This is a genomic window from Streptomyces sp. NPDC002032 (genome assembly GCF_042890765.1).
GTDB lineage: Bacteria > Actinomycetota > Actinomycetes > Streptomycetales > Streptomycetaceae > Streptomyces.
In genome coordinates, this window is the sequence record NZ_JBIASM010000008.1 from 70,757 (window position 1) to 90,605 (window position 19,849).

The 19,849-nt window shown below is 73.3% G+C and carries 15 protein-coding genes and 1 tRNA gene; 9 read left to right on the plus strand and 7 right to left on the minus strand.

The features are described from left to right. Nucleotides 1-68: 68 nt before the first annotated feature. The gene (locus ACFYYT_RS19995; protein WP_351817965.1) at nt 69-1,919 is read left to right on the plus strand and encodes a long-chain fatty acid--CoA ligase; all 1,851 of its coding nucleotides are present in this window, start codon (nt 69-71) and stop codon (nt 1,917-1,919) included. Between the two features lie 50 nt (nt 1,920-1,969). Then, the gene (locus tag ACFYYT_RS20000; protein WP_351817962.1) at nt 1,970-2,830 is read left to right on the plus strand and encodes a hypothetical protein; all 861 of its coding nucleotides are present in this window, start codon (nt 1,970-1,972) and stop codon (nt 2,828-2,830) included. 137 nt (nt 2,831-2,967) lie between these two features. Here ACFYYT_RS20000 and ACFYYT_RS20005 read toward each other — a convergent pair whose 3' ends face one another. The 3 genes from ACFYYT_RS20005 to ACFYYT_RS20015 all read right to left on the minus strand — a co-directional run bounded on the left by ACFYYT_RS20005 (nt 2,968) and on the right by ACFYYT_RS20015 (nt 5,326). Next, entirely contained in the window at nt 2,968-3,180 is a 213-nt protein-coding gene (locus tag ACFYYT_RS20005; RefSeq protein WP_351817959.1) for a DUF397 domain-containing protein, read from the minus strand. Between the two features lie 215 nt (nt 3,181-3,395). After that, entirely contained in the window at nt 3,396-4,283 is an 888-nt protein-coding gene (locus ACFYYT_RS20010; RefSeq protein ID WP_351817956.1) for a helix-turn-helix transcriptional regulator, read from the minus strand. 302 nt (nt 4,284-4,585) lie between these two features. Continuing rightward, nucleotides 4,586-5,326, minus strand: coding sequence for a GPP34 family phosphoprotein (locus tag ACFYYT_RS20015; RefSeq protein ID WP_351817953.1), 741 nt, complete (start codon nt 5,324-5,326; stop codon nt 4,586-4,588). A gap of 185 nt (nt 5,327-5,511) precedes the next feature. Between ACFYYT_RS20015 and ACFYYT_RS20020 the strand changes: the two genes are divergently transcribed. The 3 genes from ACFYYT_RS20020 (at nt 5,512) to ACFYYT_RS20030 (ending at nt 10,782) form a co-directional block, all read left to right on the plus strand. Next, nucleotides 5,512-8,445 carry a hypothetical protein gene (locus ACFYYT_RS20020; RefSeq protein WP_351817950.1) on the plus strand — a complete coding sequence of 978 codons (2,934 nt, stop codon included), beginning with the start codon at nt 5,512-5,514 and terminating at the stop codon, nt 8,443-8,445. 186 nt (nt 8,446-8,631) lie between these two features. Continuing rightward, nucleotides 8,632-10,479 (plus strand): MFS transporter, encoded by a 1,848-nt coding sequence (locus ACFYYT_RS20025; protein ID WP_388608690.1) that lies wholly within the window; start codon nt 8,632-8,634, stop codon nt 10,477-10,479. 99 nt (nt 10,480-10,578) lie between these two features. Next, on the plus strand, nt 10,579-10,782 hold the full coding sequence (locus tag ACFYYT_RS20030) for a hypothetical protein (RefSeq protein WP_351817947.1): 204 nt from the start codon (nt 10,579-10,581) through the stop codon (nt 10,780-10,782). A 242-nt stretch (nt 10,783-11,024) separates the two neighbouring features. Here ACFYYT_RS20030 and ACFYYT_RS20035 read toward each other — a convergent pair. Continuing rightward, nucleotides 11,025-11,097, minus strand: a tRNA-Arg gene (locus ACFYYT_RS20035). Nucleotides 11,098-12,136: 1,039 nt separating this feature from the next. Here ACFYYT_RS20035 and ACFYYT_RS20040 point away from each other — a divergent pair. Beyond that, the gene (locus ACFYYT_RS20040; protein WP_351817944.1) at nt 12,137-12,388 is read left to right on the plus strand and encodes a hypothetical protein; all 252 of its coding nucleotides are present in this window, start codon (nt 12,137-12,139) and stop codon (nt 12,386-12,388) included. Between the two features lie 15 nt (nt 12,389-12,403). Here ACFYYT_RS20040 and ACFYYT_RS20045 read toward each other — a convergent pair whose 3' ends face one another. The 3 genes from ACFYYT_RS20045 to ACFYYT_RS20055 all read right to left on the minus strand — a co-directional run bounded on the left by ACFYYT_RS20045 (nt 12,404) and on the right by ACFYYT_RS20055 (nt 15,897). Then, nucleotides 12,404-13,273, minus strand: a complete 870-nt coding sequence (locus ACFYYT_RS20045) for an endonuclease/exonuclease/phosphatase family protein (RefSeq protein WP_388608854.1) — start codon at nt 13,271-13,273, stop codon at nt 12,404-12,406. Between the two features lie 205 nt (nt 13,274-13,478). Beyond that, nucleotides 13,479-13,967 (minus strand): RidA family protein, encoded by a 489-nt coding sequence (locus ACFYYT_RS20050; protein ID WP_351818169.1) that lies wholly within the window; start codon nt 13,965-13,967, stop codon nt 13,479-13,481. 652 nt (nt 13,968-14,619) lie between these two features. Then, complete coding sequence (locus ACFYYT_RS20055) at nt 14,620-15,897, minus strand: M6 family metalloprotease domain-containing protein (protein WP_351817940.1); 1,278 nt, start codon at nt 15,895-15,897, stop codon at nt 14,620-14,622. A gap of 270 nt (nt 15,898-16,167) precedes the next feature. Between ACFYYT_RS20055 and ACFYYT_RS20060 the strand changes: the two genes are divergently transcribed. The 3 genes from ACFYYT_RS20060 to ACFYYT_RS20070 all read left to right on the plus strand — a co-directional run bounded on the left by ACFYYT_RS20060 (nt 16,168) and on the right by ACFYYT_RS20070 (nt 19,448). Further along, nucleotides 16,168-16,875, plus strand: coding sequence for a TetR/AcrR family transcriptional regulator (locus tag ACFYYT_RS20060; RefSeq protein WP_351817938.1), 708 nt, complete (start codon nt 16,168-16,170; stop codon nt 16,873-16,875). 84 nt (nt 16,876-16,959) lie between these two features. Continuing rightward, nucleotides 16,960-18,504 carry an MFS transporter gene (locus ACFYYT_RS20065; RefSeq protein ID WP_351817936.1) on the plus strand — a complete coding sequence of 515 codons (1,545 nt, stop codon included), beginning with the start codon at nt 16,960-16,962 and terminating at the stop codon, nt 18,502-18,504. A 161-nt stretch (nt 18,505-18,665) separates the two neighbouring features. Further along, the gene (locus ACFYYT_RS20070) at nt 18,666-19,448 is read left to right on the plus strand and encodes a class III extradiol ring-cleavage dioxygenase (protein WP_351817933.1); all 783 of its coding nucleotides are present in this window, start codon (nt 18,666-18,668) and stop codon (nt 19,446-19,448) included. The last annotated feature ends 401 nt before the right edge of the window (nt 19,449-19,849 follow it).

Here is a 19,849-nt window from a genome sequence, read left to right on the forward strand (position 1 = left end):
GCCGGAGCGGGTGCGGGGGTGCCTAGCGTCGGGGTGCGGGGGGTCACCTGTCTCGGGGAGGGCATGCGATGGACGGTCGGCCGGGCACGCTGGCGGAGTTCACCCAGTGGGCCGAAGAGAGGTACGGGCCCGCGCCCGCGCTCCGCTTCCGGGCGCCGGACGGGGGCTGGCGGACCCGGAGCTACGCCGAGCTCGCCGCGTCGGTCCGGGAGGCCGGCCGCACGCTGCTCGGGCTGGGGCTCGCCGCCGGGGAGCGGGTCGCGGTGCTCGCGGAGACCCGGCCCGAGTGGACGTACGCCCACTTCGGGATCCTCGCGGCGGGCGGGGTGCTCGTGCCGGTGTACCCGACGGCGGGGGAGGAGGAGCTGGCCTGGGTGCTGTCGGACTCCGAGGCGGTGGTGGCCGTCTGCGAGGACGCCGCCCAGGCGGCCCGCGTCGAGGCGCTGCGCCCCAAGCTCCCCGCGCTGCGGGAGGTCCTGCGCATGGACGCGCCGCCCGCCGCGCCGCCCGCCGCGCCGGGCTCCTCGTCCGGCTCCTCGTCCCGCTCCTCGTCCGGTTCCCCGTCCGGGGGTTCGTACGGCGCCCCGTACGGCCGCGCCACCGCCGCCGAACTCGCCGCGCGGGCCGCCGCCGTGACCCCCGGCGACGACGCCTCCATCGTCTACACCTCCGGCACCACCGGCCTCCCCAAGGGCTGCCGGCTCACCCACGGCAACTTCGGGGCCGTCCAGGACGCCACGCTCCCGCTGGTCCGGGGCGGCCCGGGCGACTCCACCTACCTGTACCTCCCGCTCGCGCACTTGCTGGCCCAGCTCATCCAGTTCACCACCCTCCTGGAGGGCGGGGAGCTCTGCTACTTCGGCGGCCGCGTCGAGGACGTGGTCGGCGAGCTGGCCGAGGCCCGGCCCACCCACCTGCCGTCCGTACCGCGCCTGTTCGAGAAGGTGCACTCCGTGGTGCAGGCCCTGGCCGAGGGGGCCGACGGCGGCCGCGAGCGGTTCCAGGAGGCCGTACGGCTGGGCGTGCTGGCGGCGGAGGGCCGCCTTCCGGAGGCGGACCGGGCCGCGTACGAGGCCGCGGAGGAGACCCTCTACGGGCCCGTCCGCGCCGCCTTCGGGGGCCGCCTGAAATGGGCCCTGACCGGCGGTGCCCCGATCGCCCCGGCCACGCTGGACTTCCTGCGCGCCTGCGGCATCCGGCTCTTCGAGGGCTACGGCATGACCGAGTCCGGCGGGGTGATCAGCCTCAACCACCCCGGCGCCGACCGCCCCGGAACCGTCGGCCGCCCGGTCGCGGGCTGCGAGGTCCGCATCGCCGGTGACGGGGAGGTGCTGGCCCGGGGCCCGATGGTCTTCCCCGGCTACCACGCGAACCCGGCCGCGACGGCGGAGGCGCTCGATCCCGACGGCTGGCTGCACACCGGGGACCTGGGCGAGCTGGACGGCGACGGCTACCTGTCCATCACCGGCCGCAAGAAGGAGCTCATCATCACCTCGGCCGGGAAGAACATCACCCCGACCGAAGTGGAGTTCGCCGTCCAGGCCGCCTCCCGCTACGTCTCGCGGGCGGTCCTGATCGGCGACCGGCGGCCCCACCCGGTGGCCCTGATCACCCTGGACGCGCCGGAGGTCGCCGCCTGGGCGGCCCGGGAGTCCCTCGACCTCGGCGCCGCCCCCGGCGCCCACCCGGCGGTGCGGGCCCTGGTCGCCGAGGCCGTGGCCACCGCCAACGCGGCCGTCTCCCGGCCGGCCAGGATCCGCGCCTTCCGGGTGCTGGACGAGGAGTTCTCCATCGCCGCCGGGACCCTGACCCCGACCCTGAAGCTCCGCCGGGGCGCCGTCGCCGACCGCTACGCCGCCGAGATCGAGGCCCTGTACGCGGACGGCGGCCCGGTCTGGCGCAGGACGCCGAGGGAGTGAACGCCGTCCGCCCCCTCCACAACTGACGCCGCATCAGATAGACCGGTGCCATGACGAGAGACGAGCGGGAGAGCGCCCCTCAGGACACCCGCGCCGGGGACTACGCGGAGCTGGCGGCCGTCGGCCCGTACGGGGTCCGCCCCGGCCACGCCCTCATCACCATGGTGGAGCCGCACCCGGGCCACGAGTACGCGTACAACCGCTGGTACGAGGACGACCACTACTACGCGGGCGCCATGGCCATGCCCTGGATGTACGCCGGCCGCCGCTGGGTCGCCACCCGCGACCTCCAGGAACTGCGCTACCCCGAGAAGTCCGCGGTCGCCCAGCCCGTCACCGCGGGCTGCTACCTGTCCACGTACTGGGTGACCGAGGGCCGCTACGACGAGCACATGAAGTGGACCGTCGGCATCAACAAGCGGCTGGGCCGGGACGGCCGCGTCCACCAGGAGCGGACGCACGTCTTCACGGCCTTCCAGGACCACGAGGCGACCGTCTACCGCGACGGAGCCGCCGGGCCCCGCGACTTCCACGCCCTGGACCACCCGTACGCGGGGCTCGTCCTCCAGGTCGTCGACGCCGAAGGCCCGGACCAGCGGGCGGAGCTGCTGGAACGGCTGCGCTCGCGGATCCTGCCGGGGCGGCTGGCCGGCTCACCGGCGGCCATGGTCACCGTCTTCCGTCCGACGCCGCTGCCCGGCGACCGGATGACCTACGTCAAACAGGTCGAGGGGGTCGACACCCGGCTCACCCTGCTGTGGTTCCTGGAGGCCGATCCGCGGAGCTGCTGGGACCATTTCCGGGGGCTCGACGCGGAGATCGCGGAGTCGGGGCCGGGCCGGGTGGAACTGGTCGCGCCGTTCATCCCGACGGTGCCGGGGACCGACCGGTACGTGGACCGGCTGCGCTGACGGCGGCGGCGGCGGCGACGGCGACGGCGGCGGCCGCGCCGGGACATGGCCGAGCCCCCTCGGCCAGGACGGCGGACCGGTCGAGAGGGCTTCAGTCAGTGGTGCCGGACATGCTGTCGGGTGGGGGGATGAAACGTTCAGGCGAGGCGCCCCGACCGGCCCTCGGTGACATCGGCGACGAAGGAGGTCCAGGAAGCCGGCGCGAAGGTGAGGGACGGTCCGTCCTGCACCTTGGAGTCGCGGACCGCGATGGCCGCCATGACGGGGGACTTGACCTCGACGCACGCGCCGTTCCCGCCGGAGTAGGAGGACTTGGTCCAGATTTCCGTGGCGCCCTGACGAATAGCCATGATGATCTCCGGTTCAGCGAGTAGTTCCGGGTTCGTGCCGGCCCATTCCCTGACCGACGTGATCGACGCTACCGGCACCTCCCGAGGGCTGAAGGAGGCATTCACTCGACCGGGTGGCATATTCCATTCAGGCCTTCTGTGGCCGGGGATTGACGGTGTACCGTACCGGCCCCCTCGGCCCGAGGAGGCCGCGGCGGACGGTACGGCCACCGCCGTCACTTCGCCGTCTTGCCCGCGTAGTTGTCGATGATCTCCGAGATGAACTGCCGGGTCTGGTCGACGTTGAGCGCCTGGGCGCGCAGGTGCTCGTACATCACCGAGTACTTCTGGACGTCGTTGGCCTTCTCCAGGTACAGGTCGCTCGTGACGCCTTCGATGTACACGACCGTCGAGTCGGAGGCGTCCGGGAACTCCAGGATCGCGTACTGGCCGTTCACCCCCGGATGCGCGCCCATCGAGAAGGGCATCACCTGGACCGTGATGTACGGCTGCTGCGACTGCTCTATCAGGAACTCCAGCTGCCGGATCATCAACTGGGGATCGCCCACGTGCCGGCGCAGCGCCGCCTCGTCGATCACCGCCCACAGGCGCAGCGGCCCGACGTCCGGGTTGTTGTTGTCCGTCTCCGAGAGCCGCTTCTGGCGGTGCATCCGGACCTGGACGCGCTTGTCCACGTCGGCGGGGGCCGTCTCCGGCAGCGCGCCGCGGATCAGGGCCTGGGCGTACTCCGGGGTCTGGAGCAGGCCGGGGACCATCTGCGGTTCGTAGGTGCGCAGGCTGGCGGCATCGGTTTCGAGCCCGATGTAGACGCTGTACGGGATGTCTCCGAAGGCGTGCCACCAACCCTGCTGGCGCGAGTCCTTGGCCATCTGCATGAGCGAGTCCACGAGCCGGGGGTCCTCCACCTCGTAGACCTCGCACAGGTCGCGCACGTCGCGCTGGCTGATGGACCTGCGGCCGTTCTCCAGCCGGCTGATCTTCGACTGGGAGACGAGGAGGCGCTCGGCGACCTGTTCGGCCGTCATGCCCTTGTCCTCACGGAGCTTGCGCAACTCCATGCCCAGTCGGCGGCGTCGGACGGTGGGATTGACATTGGACGCCACGGGGACGGCACCTCCGCCTTCTTCTGTCGCTGTCTCGCTGCGTGTCTGATGTTCAGCAGAGTGCCACCGAAGGGTGCGACGGCGCTGGGGAACGGCTGGGAAAAGCAGCACGCGGGGTGGCGGAACCGGCTCACCGGTCCGCCACCCCGCGTGCGGGCGGCTTCCGTGCCGGGTCTTTGGGGGACTTCCGGTCACGGTGATCTGTACCCCGCTGACTGCTCAGGGGTGTCGCGGGTCGTGCGGGTGGTGCCGGTCGTGCGGGTCGTGCCGGTCGTGCGTGTCGTACGTGTGCTGCGGGCGGATCAGTGCGCGGCCGCGCGGGCCATCGCACCCGTCCGGCGCGGCTGCAGCGGCACCCCGCCGCTCGTCGCGGCCCGGGCGGCCGGCGGGGCCGGAGCCCTGTCGCGGCGCGGCTGGGCGGCCACGCCGTTCTGGACGTCCATCACGGCGTGCGCCACGAGACCGCCCATCGGGTCGTGCCGGATCAGGTCCCGCAGCCGGGACCTGGACGAGCGCCCCTCGTTGCCGGGGTACAGGTGCTTGCCGAGTCCGACCGCGTGGGCCAGTGCGGCGAGCGCCGCGGTCCGCGGGTCCGGCGGTACGCCGGTGCGGATCGCACTGTCGAGCCGGGCACGGATCTCCCGGCTGATCGCCGTGTCGGTCGCCTGGTAGCGCACCGTCGGCAGCACCCCGCACATCTGTCCCGCGACGGCGTGCACCATGCCGCAGCGCTCCAGGTGGGCGAGGTAAATCTGGCGGAGCCCCAGCCGGGGTCCGCCGATCCAGTGGACGGCCCGGACCGGGCTGCCGCGTCTGCGCAGCAGTTCCAGTGCGGAGTCCAAAGTCGGATCTCCTGTCGGCCGTGGCATCACCACGGCGATACGATCCCCGTCAGGGGCTATCCGTCCTGCCAGAGCCAGCTCCACTAGCTGTGCCCCGGCCAGGCCGAGGTCGAGCGACTGCGGCTGCGCCGTGGTTCCCGTGGCCGGGTCCAAGGCGAGCAGCAAAAGCTCCTCTGGAATTGTTCTGCGGCTCCTGCCCATCCATGCCTCCCCGCGTGGATGAGTGACAGGGTGACGCCTCTCACATTCATCTGTCGAGAGCGCCTGGCCGCTTTGCGGGGGAACCTGCAGCTATGTCGTTCTCGTCTAGCACGGGGGCGATGCCCCCTAGACGGGACACTGTTAGACGGTTCGGACAGTGACCGGACGGCGATCGAGGAGGAACGGTGGCGGGCGAGTCCCCCGACAAGTCGGTAGATGAAGGAGCGTCGGGGGCGGCGGAGTCCTCCGCGGATCGGGATCCGAGGCTCTCGGTGTTCCAGCCGCCGGCGCGGCGCGATCCGCTGAAGGAGGCGGTGGCCGCGTGGGTCGCGACCACCGGGTCCTCCGGTCCGTCGGCACGGTCCGAGGGCGCGGACGCGTCGGACGCGGCGGACGCCGAGGGTGGGACGGACGGCGGGACCGGCGACAGGACCGGCGGCGGCGCCGTCCCGGAGCCGTCGTCCTCCGGTGTGGTCCGCCAGGCCTCTCCCGAGGACGGCCGGACCACGGCCGGGCGGAAGCCCGCCGAGGATTCCGCTTCGGAGCCGGAGCGGGAGCAGCCGGCGGAGCCGGAGCAGCGGGCGAAGCCCGGGGCGCCCGCGCAGCCCGATGCGGACGCGCCGGCCGCGTCGAAGGCCGGGGAGAAGGCCGGGGAGAAGCCGGCCGCCGACGCCCGTACGACCGCGTTCGGAGTCGTCGTTCCGGATTCCGCTTCGAAGGACGCCGAGAAGCCGGGGGCCGTTGACAGCGAGCGCACGGCCGTCTTCCGCGCCCTGAAGCCGGACACGGCTCCGGCTCCGGCCGCGGACGAGAAGCGTGCGGACGGGAAGCCTGCGGACGAGGAGAAGTCCGCCGCCAAGCCCGAGCCCGGTCCGGAGGCCCCCAAGGCCGGGGAGAAGCCGGCCGCCGACGTCCGCACGACCGCGTTCGGGGTCGTCGTACCGGATTCCGCTTCGGCGACTGACGGGGACGCTGACGAGGCCAAGGAGCCCGCGCGGGACCCGCGTACGGGCGACAGCGAGCGCACCGCGGTCTTCCGCGCCCCGAAGCCGGACGCGGCCGCCCCGAAGGCCGCGGAGAAGCCGGCCGCCGACGCCCGTACCACCGCGTTCGGGGTCGTCGTTCCGGATTCCGCTTCGAAGGATGCCGAGAAGCCGGGGGCCGTTGACAGCGAGCGCACCGCCGTCTTCCGCGCGGTGAAGCCGGACACGGCTCCGGCCGCGGACAAGAAGCCCGCCGAGGCTGCGAAGGACGGGAAGCCCGAGGCCGCCGACAGCGAGCGCACGGCTGTTTTCCGTGCGGTGAAGCCGGGTTCCGCTCCTGCCGTGGACAAGAAGTCCGCGCAGGACCCGCGTTCGGGCAAGCCCGCCGAGGCTGCGAAGGACGGGAAGGCCGGCGCGTCCGAGGCCGCCGACAGCGAGCGCACGGCTGTTTTCCGTGCGGTGAAGCCGGGTTCCGCTCCCGCCGTGGACAAGAAGCCCGCGCAGGAACCGCGTTCGGGCAAGCCCGCCGAGGCTGCGAAGGACGGGAAGCCCGAGGCCGCCGACAGCGAGCGCACCGCCGTCTTCCGTGCGGTGAAGCCCGGCTCCGCCCCCGCCGCGGACGAGAAGCCGGCCGGGGCCGGGAAGGCCGACGCGCGGTCCAGCACCTTCGTACCGCTGCGCGGCGACGGCCCGGCGGCCCCGCCGAAGCCCGCCACCCCCCAGCCGGCGCCCAAGCCGACCCCGAAGCCGACGCCGACGCCGACGCCGAAGCCCGCGGCGGCGACCCCGCCGCCCCCGCCCGCAGCCGCCCGGCTGGATTCCAGCGAGCGCACCACGCAGCAGCCGCTGCCCCCCAGGCCGCCGCTCGACATGCTGGCGGACCTCACCAACAACCCGCCCCCGCCGCCCAGCCCCCTGCGCACCGCGGTCCGGCGGTTCAAGATCTACGCGCCGATCGTGCTGCTCCTGGCGATCGTGCTCGCCGTCGTGCAACTGGTGCGCCCGCTGCCCGCGCCGAAGCTGAAGATGACCGCGAAGTCCACGTACGCCTTCCCCGGCGGGGCCCCCGAGCTGCCATGGCCCACCGAGGGCCAGGCCTCCATGGCCGCCGCCGGTCTCGGCACCATCGGCTCGTTCGGCGAGCAGAAGCCCGTGCCGATCGCGAGCGTCACCAAGTCGATGACGGCGTACATCATCCTGCGCGACCACCCCTTCAAGAAGGGTGAGAAGGGCGCGATGATCGACGTCGACAAGACCGCGGAGACCGAGGGGCAGAAGGACAAGTCGGACAACGAGTCCACCCTCAACACGGTCAAGGAGGGCGACAAGATCTCCGCGTACGACGCGGTCGCCGCCCTCATGATCCCGTCGGCCAACAACATCGCGCGGCTGCTCGCGCGCTGGGACGCCGGTTCCCAGGAGGCGTTCGTCAAGAAGATGAACGACACCGCCAAGGAACTCGGCATGACGAACACCACCTACACCGACCCCTCGGGCCTGGACGCGACCACGGTCAGCACCGCCGAGGACCAGGTGAAGCTCGGCCTGAAGATCGTCGAGATCCCGGCGCTGGTGGACATCACCCGCATGCCCAGCTGGGTCGACCCGTCGGGCAAGACCTGGCCGAACTGGAACCGCCTGGTCCCGTACAACGACTCGCTCGGCATCAAGACCGGTACGACGACCAAGGCGGGTGGAAACCTTCTCTTCGCCGCCCAGAAGAAGGTCGGCGACACCAACCAGCTGATCGTCGGCGCGGTCCTCGGCCAGCACAAGCCGCCGATCATCGACACCGTCATCGGGGCGAGCAAGACGCTGCTGGTGGCCACCCAGAAGTCCATCGAGGGCGCGACGGTCGTGAAGAAGGGCGATGTCGTCGGGTACGTGGACGACGGCCTCGGCGGCCGGACCCCGGTCGTCGCCACCGCCGACGTCCAGGCGGTCGGCTGGTCCTCGCTGACCGTCGCCCTCAAGCTCGGCGACGGCGGCACCAAGATCCCGGAGACGGCCAAGGCCGGAACCCGGGTCGGGGTGCTGACCGTGGGCGAGGGGGCCAGCCAGGTGAAGGTGCCCGTGGCGCTCCAGCGGGAGCTCGCCGCGCCGGGTGCGGGCAGCAAGCTGACCCGTATCGGCTGATCCGACCGCAGGTGCTCCGCGGCGCCCCGGCAACCCCGGGGCGCCGCGGCGCGTCTAGGGTGCGGGGCGGGGACGCGCGTGCCGGCCGCCGCGGTCCGGCGTCGCGGCGCACCGCGTCGCGCCCCACCGCAGCGCGTCGTGTCGGTGTCCTATCGGGTCGGGTCGGGTCGGGAGAGAGCGTCGGTTGTGACCACCGCTGAGCGGGATGAGCAGGGGCAGGGCCCGGCCGAGGCGCCCCCGGGGACGGACGGTGCGGCCGGTGCGGCCGCGCGGGCGCTCGCCCTGGCGCACCGGCACCCCGTGGCCGTCGCCATGGCCGTGGCGGCCGTCCTGCACGTGGTGTGGTTCTTCAGCTTCGCCAACAGCGGCGGAGACCTGGCCGCGCAGGACGCGTGGGCGGAGTTCGTCGGCCGCCACCCCGACACGGCGTACAACCTCGCCTGGTACGGGGGGATGCACCCGGTCTCGTACAGCGTCGTGTCCCCGTACGTCATGCACATGATCGGCGTGCGGACCACGATGATGATCGCCGGGACCGCCTCGGCCGGCCTCCTCGCCCTGATCCTCACCCGCTGCCGCGGCGCCGTCCGGCGGCCCCTGTGGCCCGCCCTGGCCGGGGTGTACGGGCTGCTCTGCAACGCGCTGTCGGGCCGCGTCACCTTCGGGCTCGGCGTGCTCTTCGCGCTCGGGGCCGTCGCCGCCGTGTTCTGCTGGCCCCGCAAATGGGCCCGGCGGCGCTGGGCCAAGGCCGCCGTCGCCGCGCCGCTCGCCGGTCTGGCGACCCTCGCCAGTCCGGTGGCGGGGCTCTTCCTCGGGGTGGTCGCGGCCGCCCTGTTCCTGAGCGGCCGCCGGCCGGGCGCGTACGCCCTCGGGCTGGCTCCGGTGGCCGTCGTGGGGCTCTCGGCCTGGCTGTTCCCCTTCTCGGGGACGCAGCCGATGAAGCTGGGCTCGGCCTGGCTGCCGTTCGTGTTCGGCCTGGCCATCGTCTTCCTGGTGCCCAAGGGGTGGAAGACGGTGCGGATCGCCTCGGCCGTCTACGCCTTCGGGGTCTTCCTGACCTGGGTGATCGACTCCCAGGTGGGCTCGAACGTCACCCGCCTCGTCATGCTGTTCGGCGGGGCCGTGCTGCTCGCCGCCCTCCCGTACGCCGTCCCGCGCTCGCGGCACTGGTACGCCCTGCTGCTGGCCTTCGCGGGGCTGACCGTCTGGATCACCACCAACAGCGTCACGGACATCGTCCGCACCACCCCGGTGGCCGCCTGGAACCGGGAGCTGGCCCCGCTGGTCGACCAGCTCCAGAAGGCGGGCGCCGACCGGGGCCGCGTCGAGGTGGTCCCCGCCAGCAGCCACCGCGAGTCCTCCGCCTTCCCGGCGTACGTGAACCTCGCGCGCGGCTGGAACCGCCAGGCCGACCTGGAGCGCAACCCGCTCTTCTACGACGGCACCCTCACCGCCGACGGCTACCGGGCCTGGCTGGAGCGCTGGGCCGTGCACTACGTGGTGCTGCCCGCCGGCACACCCGACTCGGGCGGCGAGGCCGAGGCGAAGCTGGTGGGCGCGGGGCTCCCGTACCTCAGCGAGGTGTGGGGCGACGCGAACTGGCGGCTGTTCCGGGTGGTCGACCCCACCAACCTGGTGGCCGGCCCGGCGACGGTGCTCCGCGCGGGCGCCGACCAGCTGGTCATCGACGTCAGGGCGCCGGGCCGGGTGCTGGTGCGGATCCCGCACTCGCCGTGGCTGGGCCTGGTCGACGCGGCGGGCAAGGCCGTGGAGCCCCCGCAGGAGACCCCCGCCTCGAAGGCGCGCGGCACGTCCGGTCCTGCGACCCCCAAGGAGTACGCCAACACCTCCGGGTGCCTCTTCAAGGCGGCCCCCGACGCCGCCGGGGACGTCTGGACGGAGCTGCTGGCCCCGACGCCGGGGGAGTACCGGGTGGCGGCGAAATACCAGCTCCCGCGGGGCACGCCCTGCCCGGAGGAACTGGTCCGCGCCACCCAGGGCAACCGGGAACGGCCCGCTCCGCCGCGTCCTTGATCCCGAAATCTTTGCCGACCGCCCGGGTGCACCGCCCGGTATATCTGCATACGATCCGAGTAGTCCGATTGGGTGCTTCCCGAGGGAGTTGACGACGGGATGAGCAAAGAGCACAAGCACGACGTCCAGGCGGCGATCGCGAAGGCCACGGAGCCGCTCCAGCCGCCGCACACGACGGGTCACGGCTTCGCGGGTCCGGTCCGGAGCAAGGTGAAGGGCGGCGCCCACACCAAGGCCGCCCTGAAGCGGTCCGGCACTCCGCAGGGCGACCGCATCGGCGAACGCAGCCGCGGCCTCAGCTGACCCCCGCTCCCCGGAAGACCCTCCCGGCCCCCGGGAGGGTCTCACGCCGAACACCTCCGGCCCCGACCGTTCCTTCGTTGGTGGGTCGGCTTCAGCCGGTGTCCCGCCCGGACCGGCCGTGCGCCCGCAGATCAGGGTCACCTACCGCTCCTTCGGCCAGCGCCCGAGTATGTGACCCCGTTGCCGTCAGCCGGTGCAGCAAAACGGCCCGGACCATGATCGGTCCGGGCCGTTTTGCCTTGTGCCCCCGGCAGGATTCGAACCTGCGACACCCGCTTTAGGAGAGCGGTGCTCTATCCCCTGAGCTACGAAGGCGGGCCTCGCGGGGGACGGCCTGAATGCTCTGCGTGAGAGTCCAGCCGGCCTCGGCAAGGTCCTGGGCCGCCACAGGGGCAGCCCAGGGACAGGGTAGCGGATCGGGGCGGAGCTCCGCGGCGGGGTTATCGGCCTGCCGGAGGTGCGCCGGAAGGGGCTGGGTAGGCCGGGCGCAGCGTGGGGCCGGTGAGCCGGTGGTCCGGTTCGGGCCGGCCGGCGCAGTGAGCCCGTGGGGAACCGTGAGACTTACCGCCCGGGCGGATGTCCGGCACCGGCCGGTCGGGGAGAAGTCCGGGTCGATCCGTACCCCGTTTGCGGGCGGCGGGGTCCGTGCACCGACGGGGCGCCCGTGTGGTTGGGGTCCATGAGGCTGATGTGTGACGGGTGTTGGCCGAGGCGCGGCACTCCGGGACCGGCTTCGTGGGGTTCTCGCTGCCGCTCGCGCGGGACGCCAACCTGCTCAACCTCGACCTCGGAGGCCAGCTGAGGCTCCGGCGCCTGGTGGCCCGGGGGTGCGCCCGGCACGGCGAAGGGCTGCGCGGCTTCGTGCGGGAGGCGGTCGAGGGCCTCGTCGGACGGCTGGAGCGGCGAATCGACCGGCTTGGTCGCGGAGTTCGCCTCACCGCTGGACCTGCGCAGTGGTTCTCCGGATGGGTCGCCGCCATGCTCACGCCCCGGCCGCGAGGAACTCGCCGTCGGCGTAAGGGAGATCAACCACTACCTCGTCCGCCTCGTCGCCGAGTGCGCACGGAGCCGGACGATGACGTCCCCTCCGGTCTAATCGCCGCCCGCGACCAGGGCGAACTCGTCTGCCTGGCCCTCCTCGCCCACCCCGGGCTCCGGCTCGCGGGCCCGGCCGGGGGGCCGACCGGCATCGAAGGGTGGGGAAGTCTGCCGGGGGTCGGCAGTGCGGGGGTGGGGGCGGGCGGGGGAGGATCGCAGGCGCAGGGGGGTTCGCCGCCGTCCGGGTGCCGTGGTGGGGGGACACACGGACGGCACCCGGGGCGGCGGTGGCCGCACCGACGGGGAGGGCGGGGGAGTGCGCGACGACGAGCCGGTCTTCAAGCGCAGCAAGTGGGGCGCGAACCGTTATTACTACAACCCGCGCAACCCCGTCGGGCTCACGCTGATCATCGTCAGCCTGCTCCTCGCCGCCACCGTGATGATCCTCATGACCAACCGGCTGGGGCCCTTCGCCCCGACCGGGTCCACGCCGGCGCCGCAGCCCTCGTACGACTCCTCCTGGCCGCCGTCGTACTTCGCCCCGTACGCGCCCTCGACTGGTCCCTGAGGCGGGCCGGCGCCGTCAGAACCGCAGCGACGCGGCGATCGGCAGGTGGTCGCTCCCGGTGCGCGGGAGCGTGCGGGCCGAGACCGGGGTCAGGTCCCGGACCAGGATCTGGTCGATCCGGGCCACCGGGAACGCCGCCGGCCAGCTGAAGCCGAAGCCCGCGCCCGGCGCCGTCCGGGCCGAGGTGAAACGATCCGTCACCCCGGCCAGCGCGGTGTCGTCCGTGGTGCCGTTGAAGTCCCCGAGCAGCAGGGCCGGTCCGCCCGGCCCCGCCCGCAGGACGGCGGCGAGGGCGTGGGCGGCCGTGTCCCGCCGGCCCGTGGTGAAGCCGGCCGCGCCCAGCCGGACGGAGGGCAGGTGGGCGACGTAGACGGTGACCGGCCCGTGCGGGGTGTCGGCCGTGGCGCGCAGCACCAGCCGCCACGGCACGACGGGTTCCGCGTGCACCTCGCGCAGCGGGAAGGTGCTCCAGAGCCCGACCGTGCCCCGCACCGCGTGGTACGGGTGGCTCGCGCCCAGCGTCCGCTCGTACGCGCCCGTCGCGGGCTGCGTCAGCTCCTCCAGCGCGATCAGCTGCGCGCCCGACGCGGCGACCGCGCGGGCGGTCCCCGCCGGGTCGGGGTTGGCATCGTCCACGTTGTGGGTGACGACGGTCAGGTCGGCCGGGCCGCCGGGCCCCCCGCCCCCGGCCAGGGCGGCCCCGTACAGCAGGCCCCACACGAGCGCGGGCAGCACGACGGCGGCCGAGGCGAGCCGGGACCGCCGTAGCAGCGCGACCGCCAGCAGCACCGGCACCGCGAGGCCGGTCCAGGGCAGGAAGGTCTGTACGAGGCTGCGGGCGTGCCCCGCCCAGGCCCCGCCGGGGATCCACCGGTGCAGCAGCATCACGGAGGCGGCGACCAGCGCGAGGGCGGCGGTGACGGCGCCGCGCGGGCACCGGCCGGCCAGGGGACGGAGGGGCCGGACGGGACGGAGGCGGGCGAGGGGACGCGGGCGCGGGCGCGGGGTCATGCAGCCGAGGACGCTCGGGGGCGCGCCGGAGTTCTGAGTTCTGCCGCCAGCCCCCCGCCCCCAGCCCCCGAGCGCCCCGTCACACCCCCATCGGGGTGTGCAGCTCCACGGTGATCTCGACCTCCACCGGCGCGTCCAGCGGCAGCACCGCCACCCCGACCGCGCTCCGCGCGTGGATGCCCGCGTCGCCGAAGGCCGTACCGAGCAGCTCGCTCGCCCCGTTGAGCACGCCCGGCTGCCCGGTGAAGCCGGCGGCGCTCGCCACGAAGCCGACCACCTTCACCACCCGTTTCACGGCGGACAGGTCCCCGGCCACCGACGCGACGGCCGCCAGCGCGTTCAGCGCGCACCGCTGGGCCAGCTCCTTGGCCCGCTCGGCGTCGACCTCGGCGCCGACCTTCCCGGTCACGGTCAGGGCGCCGTCCACCATGGGCAGCTGGCCGGAGGTGTACACGTAGTGCCCGCTCACGACCGCCGGTACGTACACGGCGACGGGAGCGGGGGCCGGCGGCAGCGGCAGCCCGGCCGCGGCCAGGCGCTCTTCGGGGGTGGTGGGGTTCGCGGTCACGACGGGGCTCCTCAGAGGAAACGGATCACGGGCAGCGGATCCCGGGAAATGGATCAGTGGTTTGACCATGCCCGGCTCCCGCGCCGAAAGCCGCCGAAAGGCCTCCTCCACCCGGGTGAAGGAGAACGCGTGCGTGGTCATCACGGTCGGATCCGGCAGCCCGTCCCCGATCAGCCCCGGCATCCGCCCGAGTCCGCCGCTCCCGCCCGCCCGGCAGCGGGCCCGGGTGACGCGGTCCCCCGGCAGGGTGCCCGCCCGGGCCGCGGCGGCCGCACCCGGTGCGGCGGTGGCCAGGATCGCGCGGTCGGCGCCCGCCCCGCCGGTCAGCTCCCGCACCCGCTCGGCCGCGTCCTCGCAGGCCGGGTCCACCACCACGTCCGCCCCGAACCGCAGCGCCGGCAACTGACGCTTGGCTCGGGCTCCACGGCGATGACCCGCGCGCCCCGCAGCCGCCCGGCGGCCCTTCACGGCGGTCTCCTCGGGGTGGCGGGCGTACGGGTACGCCGTCCAGCCTCCCCGCCCGCGGCGCCGCCCACGGGGGCCGGAGGTCCGGACTTCCCAGGCCGACCGGCCCCGACCGGCCCCGGCGGGCCCCGACCGGCCCCGGCGAGGCCCCACCGGCCCCGGCCCCGGCCGCCCCCGCCCCCACCCCTCAAGGCCGCGTGACCCGCACCTGGTAACTGCCGTTGCGCAGCTCGCCCACCACCGAGACGCTGATCCCGGCCTTCTCGTCCGTGAAGGTCTCGCCCGGCCGGTACGGCGCGTCGGACAGTTCCGCGTGCACGTTCGGCCGCCGGGTGCAGCCGCCGCTCCCGCCGAGGCTGTCCGCGACCGTCACCGGCCCGCGCCCGGTGTCCACGTCCGAGTCCACCTTGTAGATCAGTACTCCGGGTTTGCAGACGGCCTCGTCGTTCCCGGCCCGGGTGCGGACCTCGACCGCGTACCCGGCGCTCTCCGTCAGGGGGATGAAGGCCAGCTTCGTGCCGCCCTCCACCGCCAGCGGGGTCAGCACGTGGTCGCTGACGCCGGACTTCGCCGCGCAGCTGATCTGCGAGCCGTCGAGCCAGCCCAGCTTCCACTTGTGCCAGCCGAGGAGGTCGTTGTTGGCCCCCCAGTCCTCGCTCATGATGTCCCAGTGGCCGACCGTGCCGCCCCCGTCGGAGGTGTAGAGGTCGGGGAGTCCGAAGACGTGCCCGTTCTCGTGCGGGAGCACCCGGTAGCCGGTCTCCCGGTAGGAACCGGAGCCGTCGTCCTGCCGGCTGTAGACGAAGGACGTGTTCGCGAGCGGCACGCCGTCGGCCATCGGCGCCTCGCCGTTGCCGGAGAAGGTCACCGACAGGACGGTGTCCAGCGCGGACGGCCCGGCGTTCGGCGTGACCAGGATGTTGATCAGGTCGTACCGGCTGAAGTCCACCTCGGAGTCGGCGGCCTTCGCGATGTGCTCGACGAGCTGGCGGTAGCCCGGCTCGTAGGCGGAGCCGCGCCCGATCCCGTACGCCGCGAAGGGCATCGGCATCCGCAGCCAGTTCCGTATCGGGGCCTCGGCGCGGTACGTGAGCCGCCCGTAGGAGCTGGTGCGGAACCAGTCGGAGGTCTGGGGGAAGAACTCCGCCAGCCGGTCCAGGGCCGAGCCCTCCCCTTTGGCGTCCGGGAAGTCGATCATCAGGTTGAGCGCGCGCACCTCGCCGGTCGACCGGGAGTACCCGGGCGGCGTCGGCAGTCCCTCGGACATCTGGACGCCCATCGTCCCGGCGATCCGGCACGGTGCCAGTACGGATTCCGCGCTGGTCGCGACCGGTCCGGCGGCGGAGTGGCCGCGTCCGGATATGCCGGTGCTGGCGGTGGCGGTGACGCCCAGGGCCAGTGCGGTCAGGCCGATGTACGCGCCGGTGCGGCAGGGTCTGCGTATCCGGTGGCGGGTCTGCGGCATGGAGATCGCCTTCGGGGTCCGCGGCAGCCGGCCGGGTCCGGACTGCGCTCTGTGCGCTCACCCTCCGACGGCCACGGCGCGCCCGCGCGCCGAAGACGTCCAAACGGGACAGAACAGCCCATATTCCTATGTGATGCGGGTCACACTCAAGAGTGAAATAACCGGGGACGCAATCCCCGTTTGTACGTGAGTCCCGCAAAGCGGGGACCGGCTCCCCGTTTGGTGGGCGCCGGGTGAGCCGTACGAGTCCCAGCCCCAGGGAGGCCCCGGATGAAGAGCCCCGCCAGCGCCCCGGCGGCCGCCCCCGCGGCGTCCGTGGATATCGCGGTCCCCGCCTGTGCCGCGGCCCCCACCCGGGTCCCCAAGCCGCGCGCCGACGCCGTGCGCAACCGGGAGCGGATCCTGGTCGCGGCCCGGGAGATGCTGGTCGAGTCGGGCGCGGAGGCTCCGCTCGACGAGATCGCCCGCCGGGCCGGCGTCGGCAACGCCACCCTCTACCGCCACTTCCCCGACCGGGCCGCCCTCGTCCACCACGTCGTGCTCTACGTGATGGACCGGGTCACCGCCCAGGCCGAGGACTCCCTCGCCGGGGAGGCGGACGCCTTCGCCGCGCTCTGCCGCTTCACGCACGCGGCGGCCGACGAGCGGATCGGCGCCCTGTGCCCCATGCTCTCCGGCGACTTCGACCGCGAGCACCCCGAACTGCTGGCCGCCCGGAGCGCGTTGGAGGAGGCCGTGGAGACGCTGGTCACCACCGGCCAGCGCGCCGGGCTGCTGCGCACCGACATCGGCGTCGGGGACCTGATGGTCGCGCTGTCCCAGCTCAGCCGCCCCCTGCCGGGGACGGACTGCCTGGGCGCGGACCGCTTCGTCCACCGCCACCTCCAGCTCTTCCTCGACGGGCTGCGGGCTCCGGCCCGCTCCGAACTGCCCGGCACGGCAGCCACGTTGCAGGACCTGCGGCGTAAAACCATGTGACGCGGGCACCGCGCACCCCCTAGCTTCTACAACCGAACATTTCATTCCTTTTCAGTCATTCCGCACAGTGAAGTGGGTACCCCCATGTCCAAAACAGCCGCGGTTCCCGCACCGGCTGCCGCCGATCCCAGTCGCTGGAAGGCCCTGGTCTTCATAGCCCTGGCGCAGCTGATGGTCGTGCTCGACGCGACCATCGTGAACATCGCCCTCCCCTCCGCCCAGACCGACCTCGGCATCTCGGACGGCAACCGCCAGTGGGTCATCACCGCGTACGCGCTGGCCTTCGGCGGACTCCTGCTCTTCGGCGGGCGCATCGCCGACAAGTGGGGCCGTAAGAACGCCTTCATCGTCGGCCTGGCCGGCTTCGCCCTGGCCTCCGCGCTGGGCGGCGCCGCGAACGGCGAGGCGATGATGCTGGGCGCCCGCGCCCTCCAGGGCGCCTTCGGCGCACTGCTCGCCCCGGCCGCGCTCTCCCTGTTGGCGGTCAGCTTCACCGACGCCAAGGAGCGCGCCAAGGCCTTCGGCATCTACGGTGCGATCGCGGGCGGCGGCGGCGCCGTCGGCCTGATCCTCGGCGGCTTCCTGACCGAGTACCTCAACTGGCGCTGGACCTTCTTCGTCAACATCCCGTTCGCGATCGTCGCGGCCGTGGGTGCCTGGCTGGTCATCCGCGAGCCCGCCGGTGCCCGCAACGCCGCCCGCCTCGACATCCCGGGCGTGATCCTCTCGACCCTGGGTCTGGTCTCGCTCGTCTACGGCTTCACCCGCGCCGAGTCCGCCGGCTGGTCGGACGCGGTCACCGTCAGCCTGTTCGTCGCCGCCGCGGCGCTGCTGCTGGCCTTCGTGGCCGTCGAGTCCAAGGTGAAGTCCCCGCTGCTGCCGCTGCGCGTGCTGCTGGAGCGCAACCGCGGCGGTGTCTACCTCTCGCTCGGCCTCGCCGTCATCTCGATGTTCGGCCTGTTCCTCTTCCTGACCTACTACCTCCAGGTCGTGAAGGGCTTCTCGCCCGTCAAGACCGGATTCGCCTTCCTGCCGATGATCGCGGGCATGATCACGGGCTCCACCCAGATCGGCGCCCGCCTGATGACCCGCGTCCCGCCGCGGCTGCTGATGGGCCCGGGCTTCCTGCTCGCCGCCACGGGCATGCTGCTGCTGACCCAGCTGGAGGTCGGCTCCTCCTACCCGGCGCTGATCCTGCCGGCGCAGCTGCTGCTGGGCCTCGGCATGGGCACCGCCTTCATGCCGGCGATGTCCCTGGCCACGTACGGGGTGAACCCGGCGGACGCCGGCGTGGCCTCGGCCATGGTCAACACCTCGCAGCAGGTGGGCGGCGCGATCGGCACCGCCCTGCTCAACACCATCGCCGCCTCGGCGACCACCGCGTACCTGACCGACCACGCGGCCCAGGCCGCGGCGGGCGGCCCGGCCGGGCAGCTGATCCAGGCGCAGGCCATGGTCGAGGGCTACTCCGCCGCGATCTGGTGGGCCGTCGGGATCCTGGTGGTCAGCGCGACCATCGCGTTCACCCTCATCACCACCGGCCGTCCCGGCTCCGGCGGCCCGGTGGCCTCGGGCGCGGGCGCCGGCGCCGAGGACGCCGAGTTCAAGGTCCCGGTGATCGCCCACTGACGGGGGCCCCGGCGGGGGACTGACCGACGGGACTGACTGTCGGGACTGACTGACGGGAATGACTGACGGGAATGACTGACCACCCCGCTTCGTTCAAATTTGAACGAAGCGGGGTTAGTCTTTGTGGAGCGGTCCCGCACCGATGACCGAGGAGCGCCCCCATGACCCCCGACCCCGCCCGCATGCCGGCGCTGTACCTCAGCCACGGCGCCCCGCCGCTCGCCGACGACCCGTTCTGGCCGGCCGAACTCGCCGCCTGGTCCGCGGACCTCCCCCGGCCGCGCGCGATCCTGATGGTCTCCGCCCACTGGGAGGAGGCCCCGCTCGCCATCGGCGCCGTGGAGAGCGTCCCGCTCGTCTACGACTTCTGGGGCTTCCCCGAGCACTACTACGCCGTCCGCTACGCCGCCCCCGGCGCCCCCGAGCTCGCGGCCTCGGTCCGCAAGCTGCTGAAAGCCCCCGGCATGCCCGTCCAGGACGTGCCGGACCGCGGCCTGGACCACGGCGCGTACGTACCGCTGGTGGAGATGTACCCGGACGCCGGCATCCCGGTGCTCCAGATATCCATGCCGACCCTCGACCCGGCCCGCCTGATGGACATCGGCCGCAGGCTCGCCCCGCTGCGCGACGAGGGCGTCCTGATCGTCGGCAGCGGCTTCTTCACCCACAACCTCGCCGCCCTGCGGCACACCGGACCCGGCGTCCCCGGCTGGTCCGCGGAGTTCGACGCCTGGGGCCGCGAGGCCCTGGCCGCGTCCGACGTCGACGCCCTGCTCGATTTCGAGGCCAAGTCCCCGGCGGGCCGCCTCGCCCACCCCCGCACCGAGCACTTCGCCCCGCTCTTCGTCACCCTCGGCGCCGCCGGAGCGGATCTCCCCGCCCAGCGCACTCCGGTGGACGGGTTCTGGATGGGCCTCTCGAAGCGCTCGCTCCAGTTCGGCTGATCCCTCCCGGATCCCTCCCGGATTCCTCCCGTATCCGGACATTCGATCGCCTGTCCAGGCAACCAGGAGCCGGCGTTCCCCGTCTTCGGGGTGGGAGTGCGGTCGCGGCGAGCACGTTTCCGGGCCGAAAGGGGCCGCACCGCCTGTGACGGTGGTCTCACGGACCGGATGCCCGTCCGCCGCCGCCCGTACGCCGGGACCGGCCTTCGCCCCGGCCTTGACCTGCACCTCTTCGCGTTCTCGCGGTGAATCGTCGCCTCCGTTTCCGGGGGCGGCGGGGCAGCATACTGCAAGATCTCGGAAAGCAGGGGACAACGTGGGAATTCTGTCCCGATTCCAGTCGTTGTTTCCTTCGGAAGCTGGGCACTCGGGAGAGTGTCCGAAGACGTACCGCGACCGAT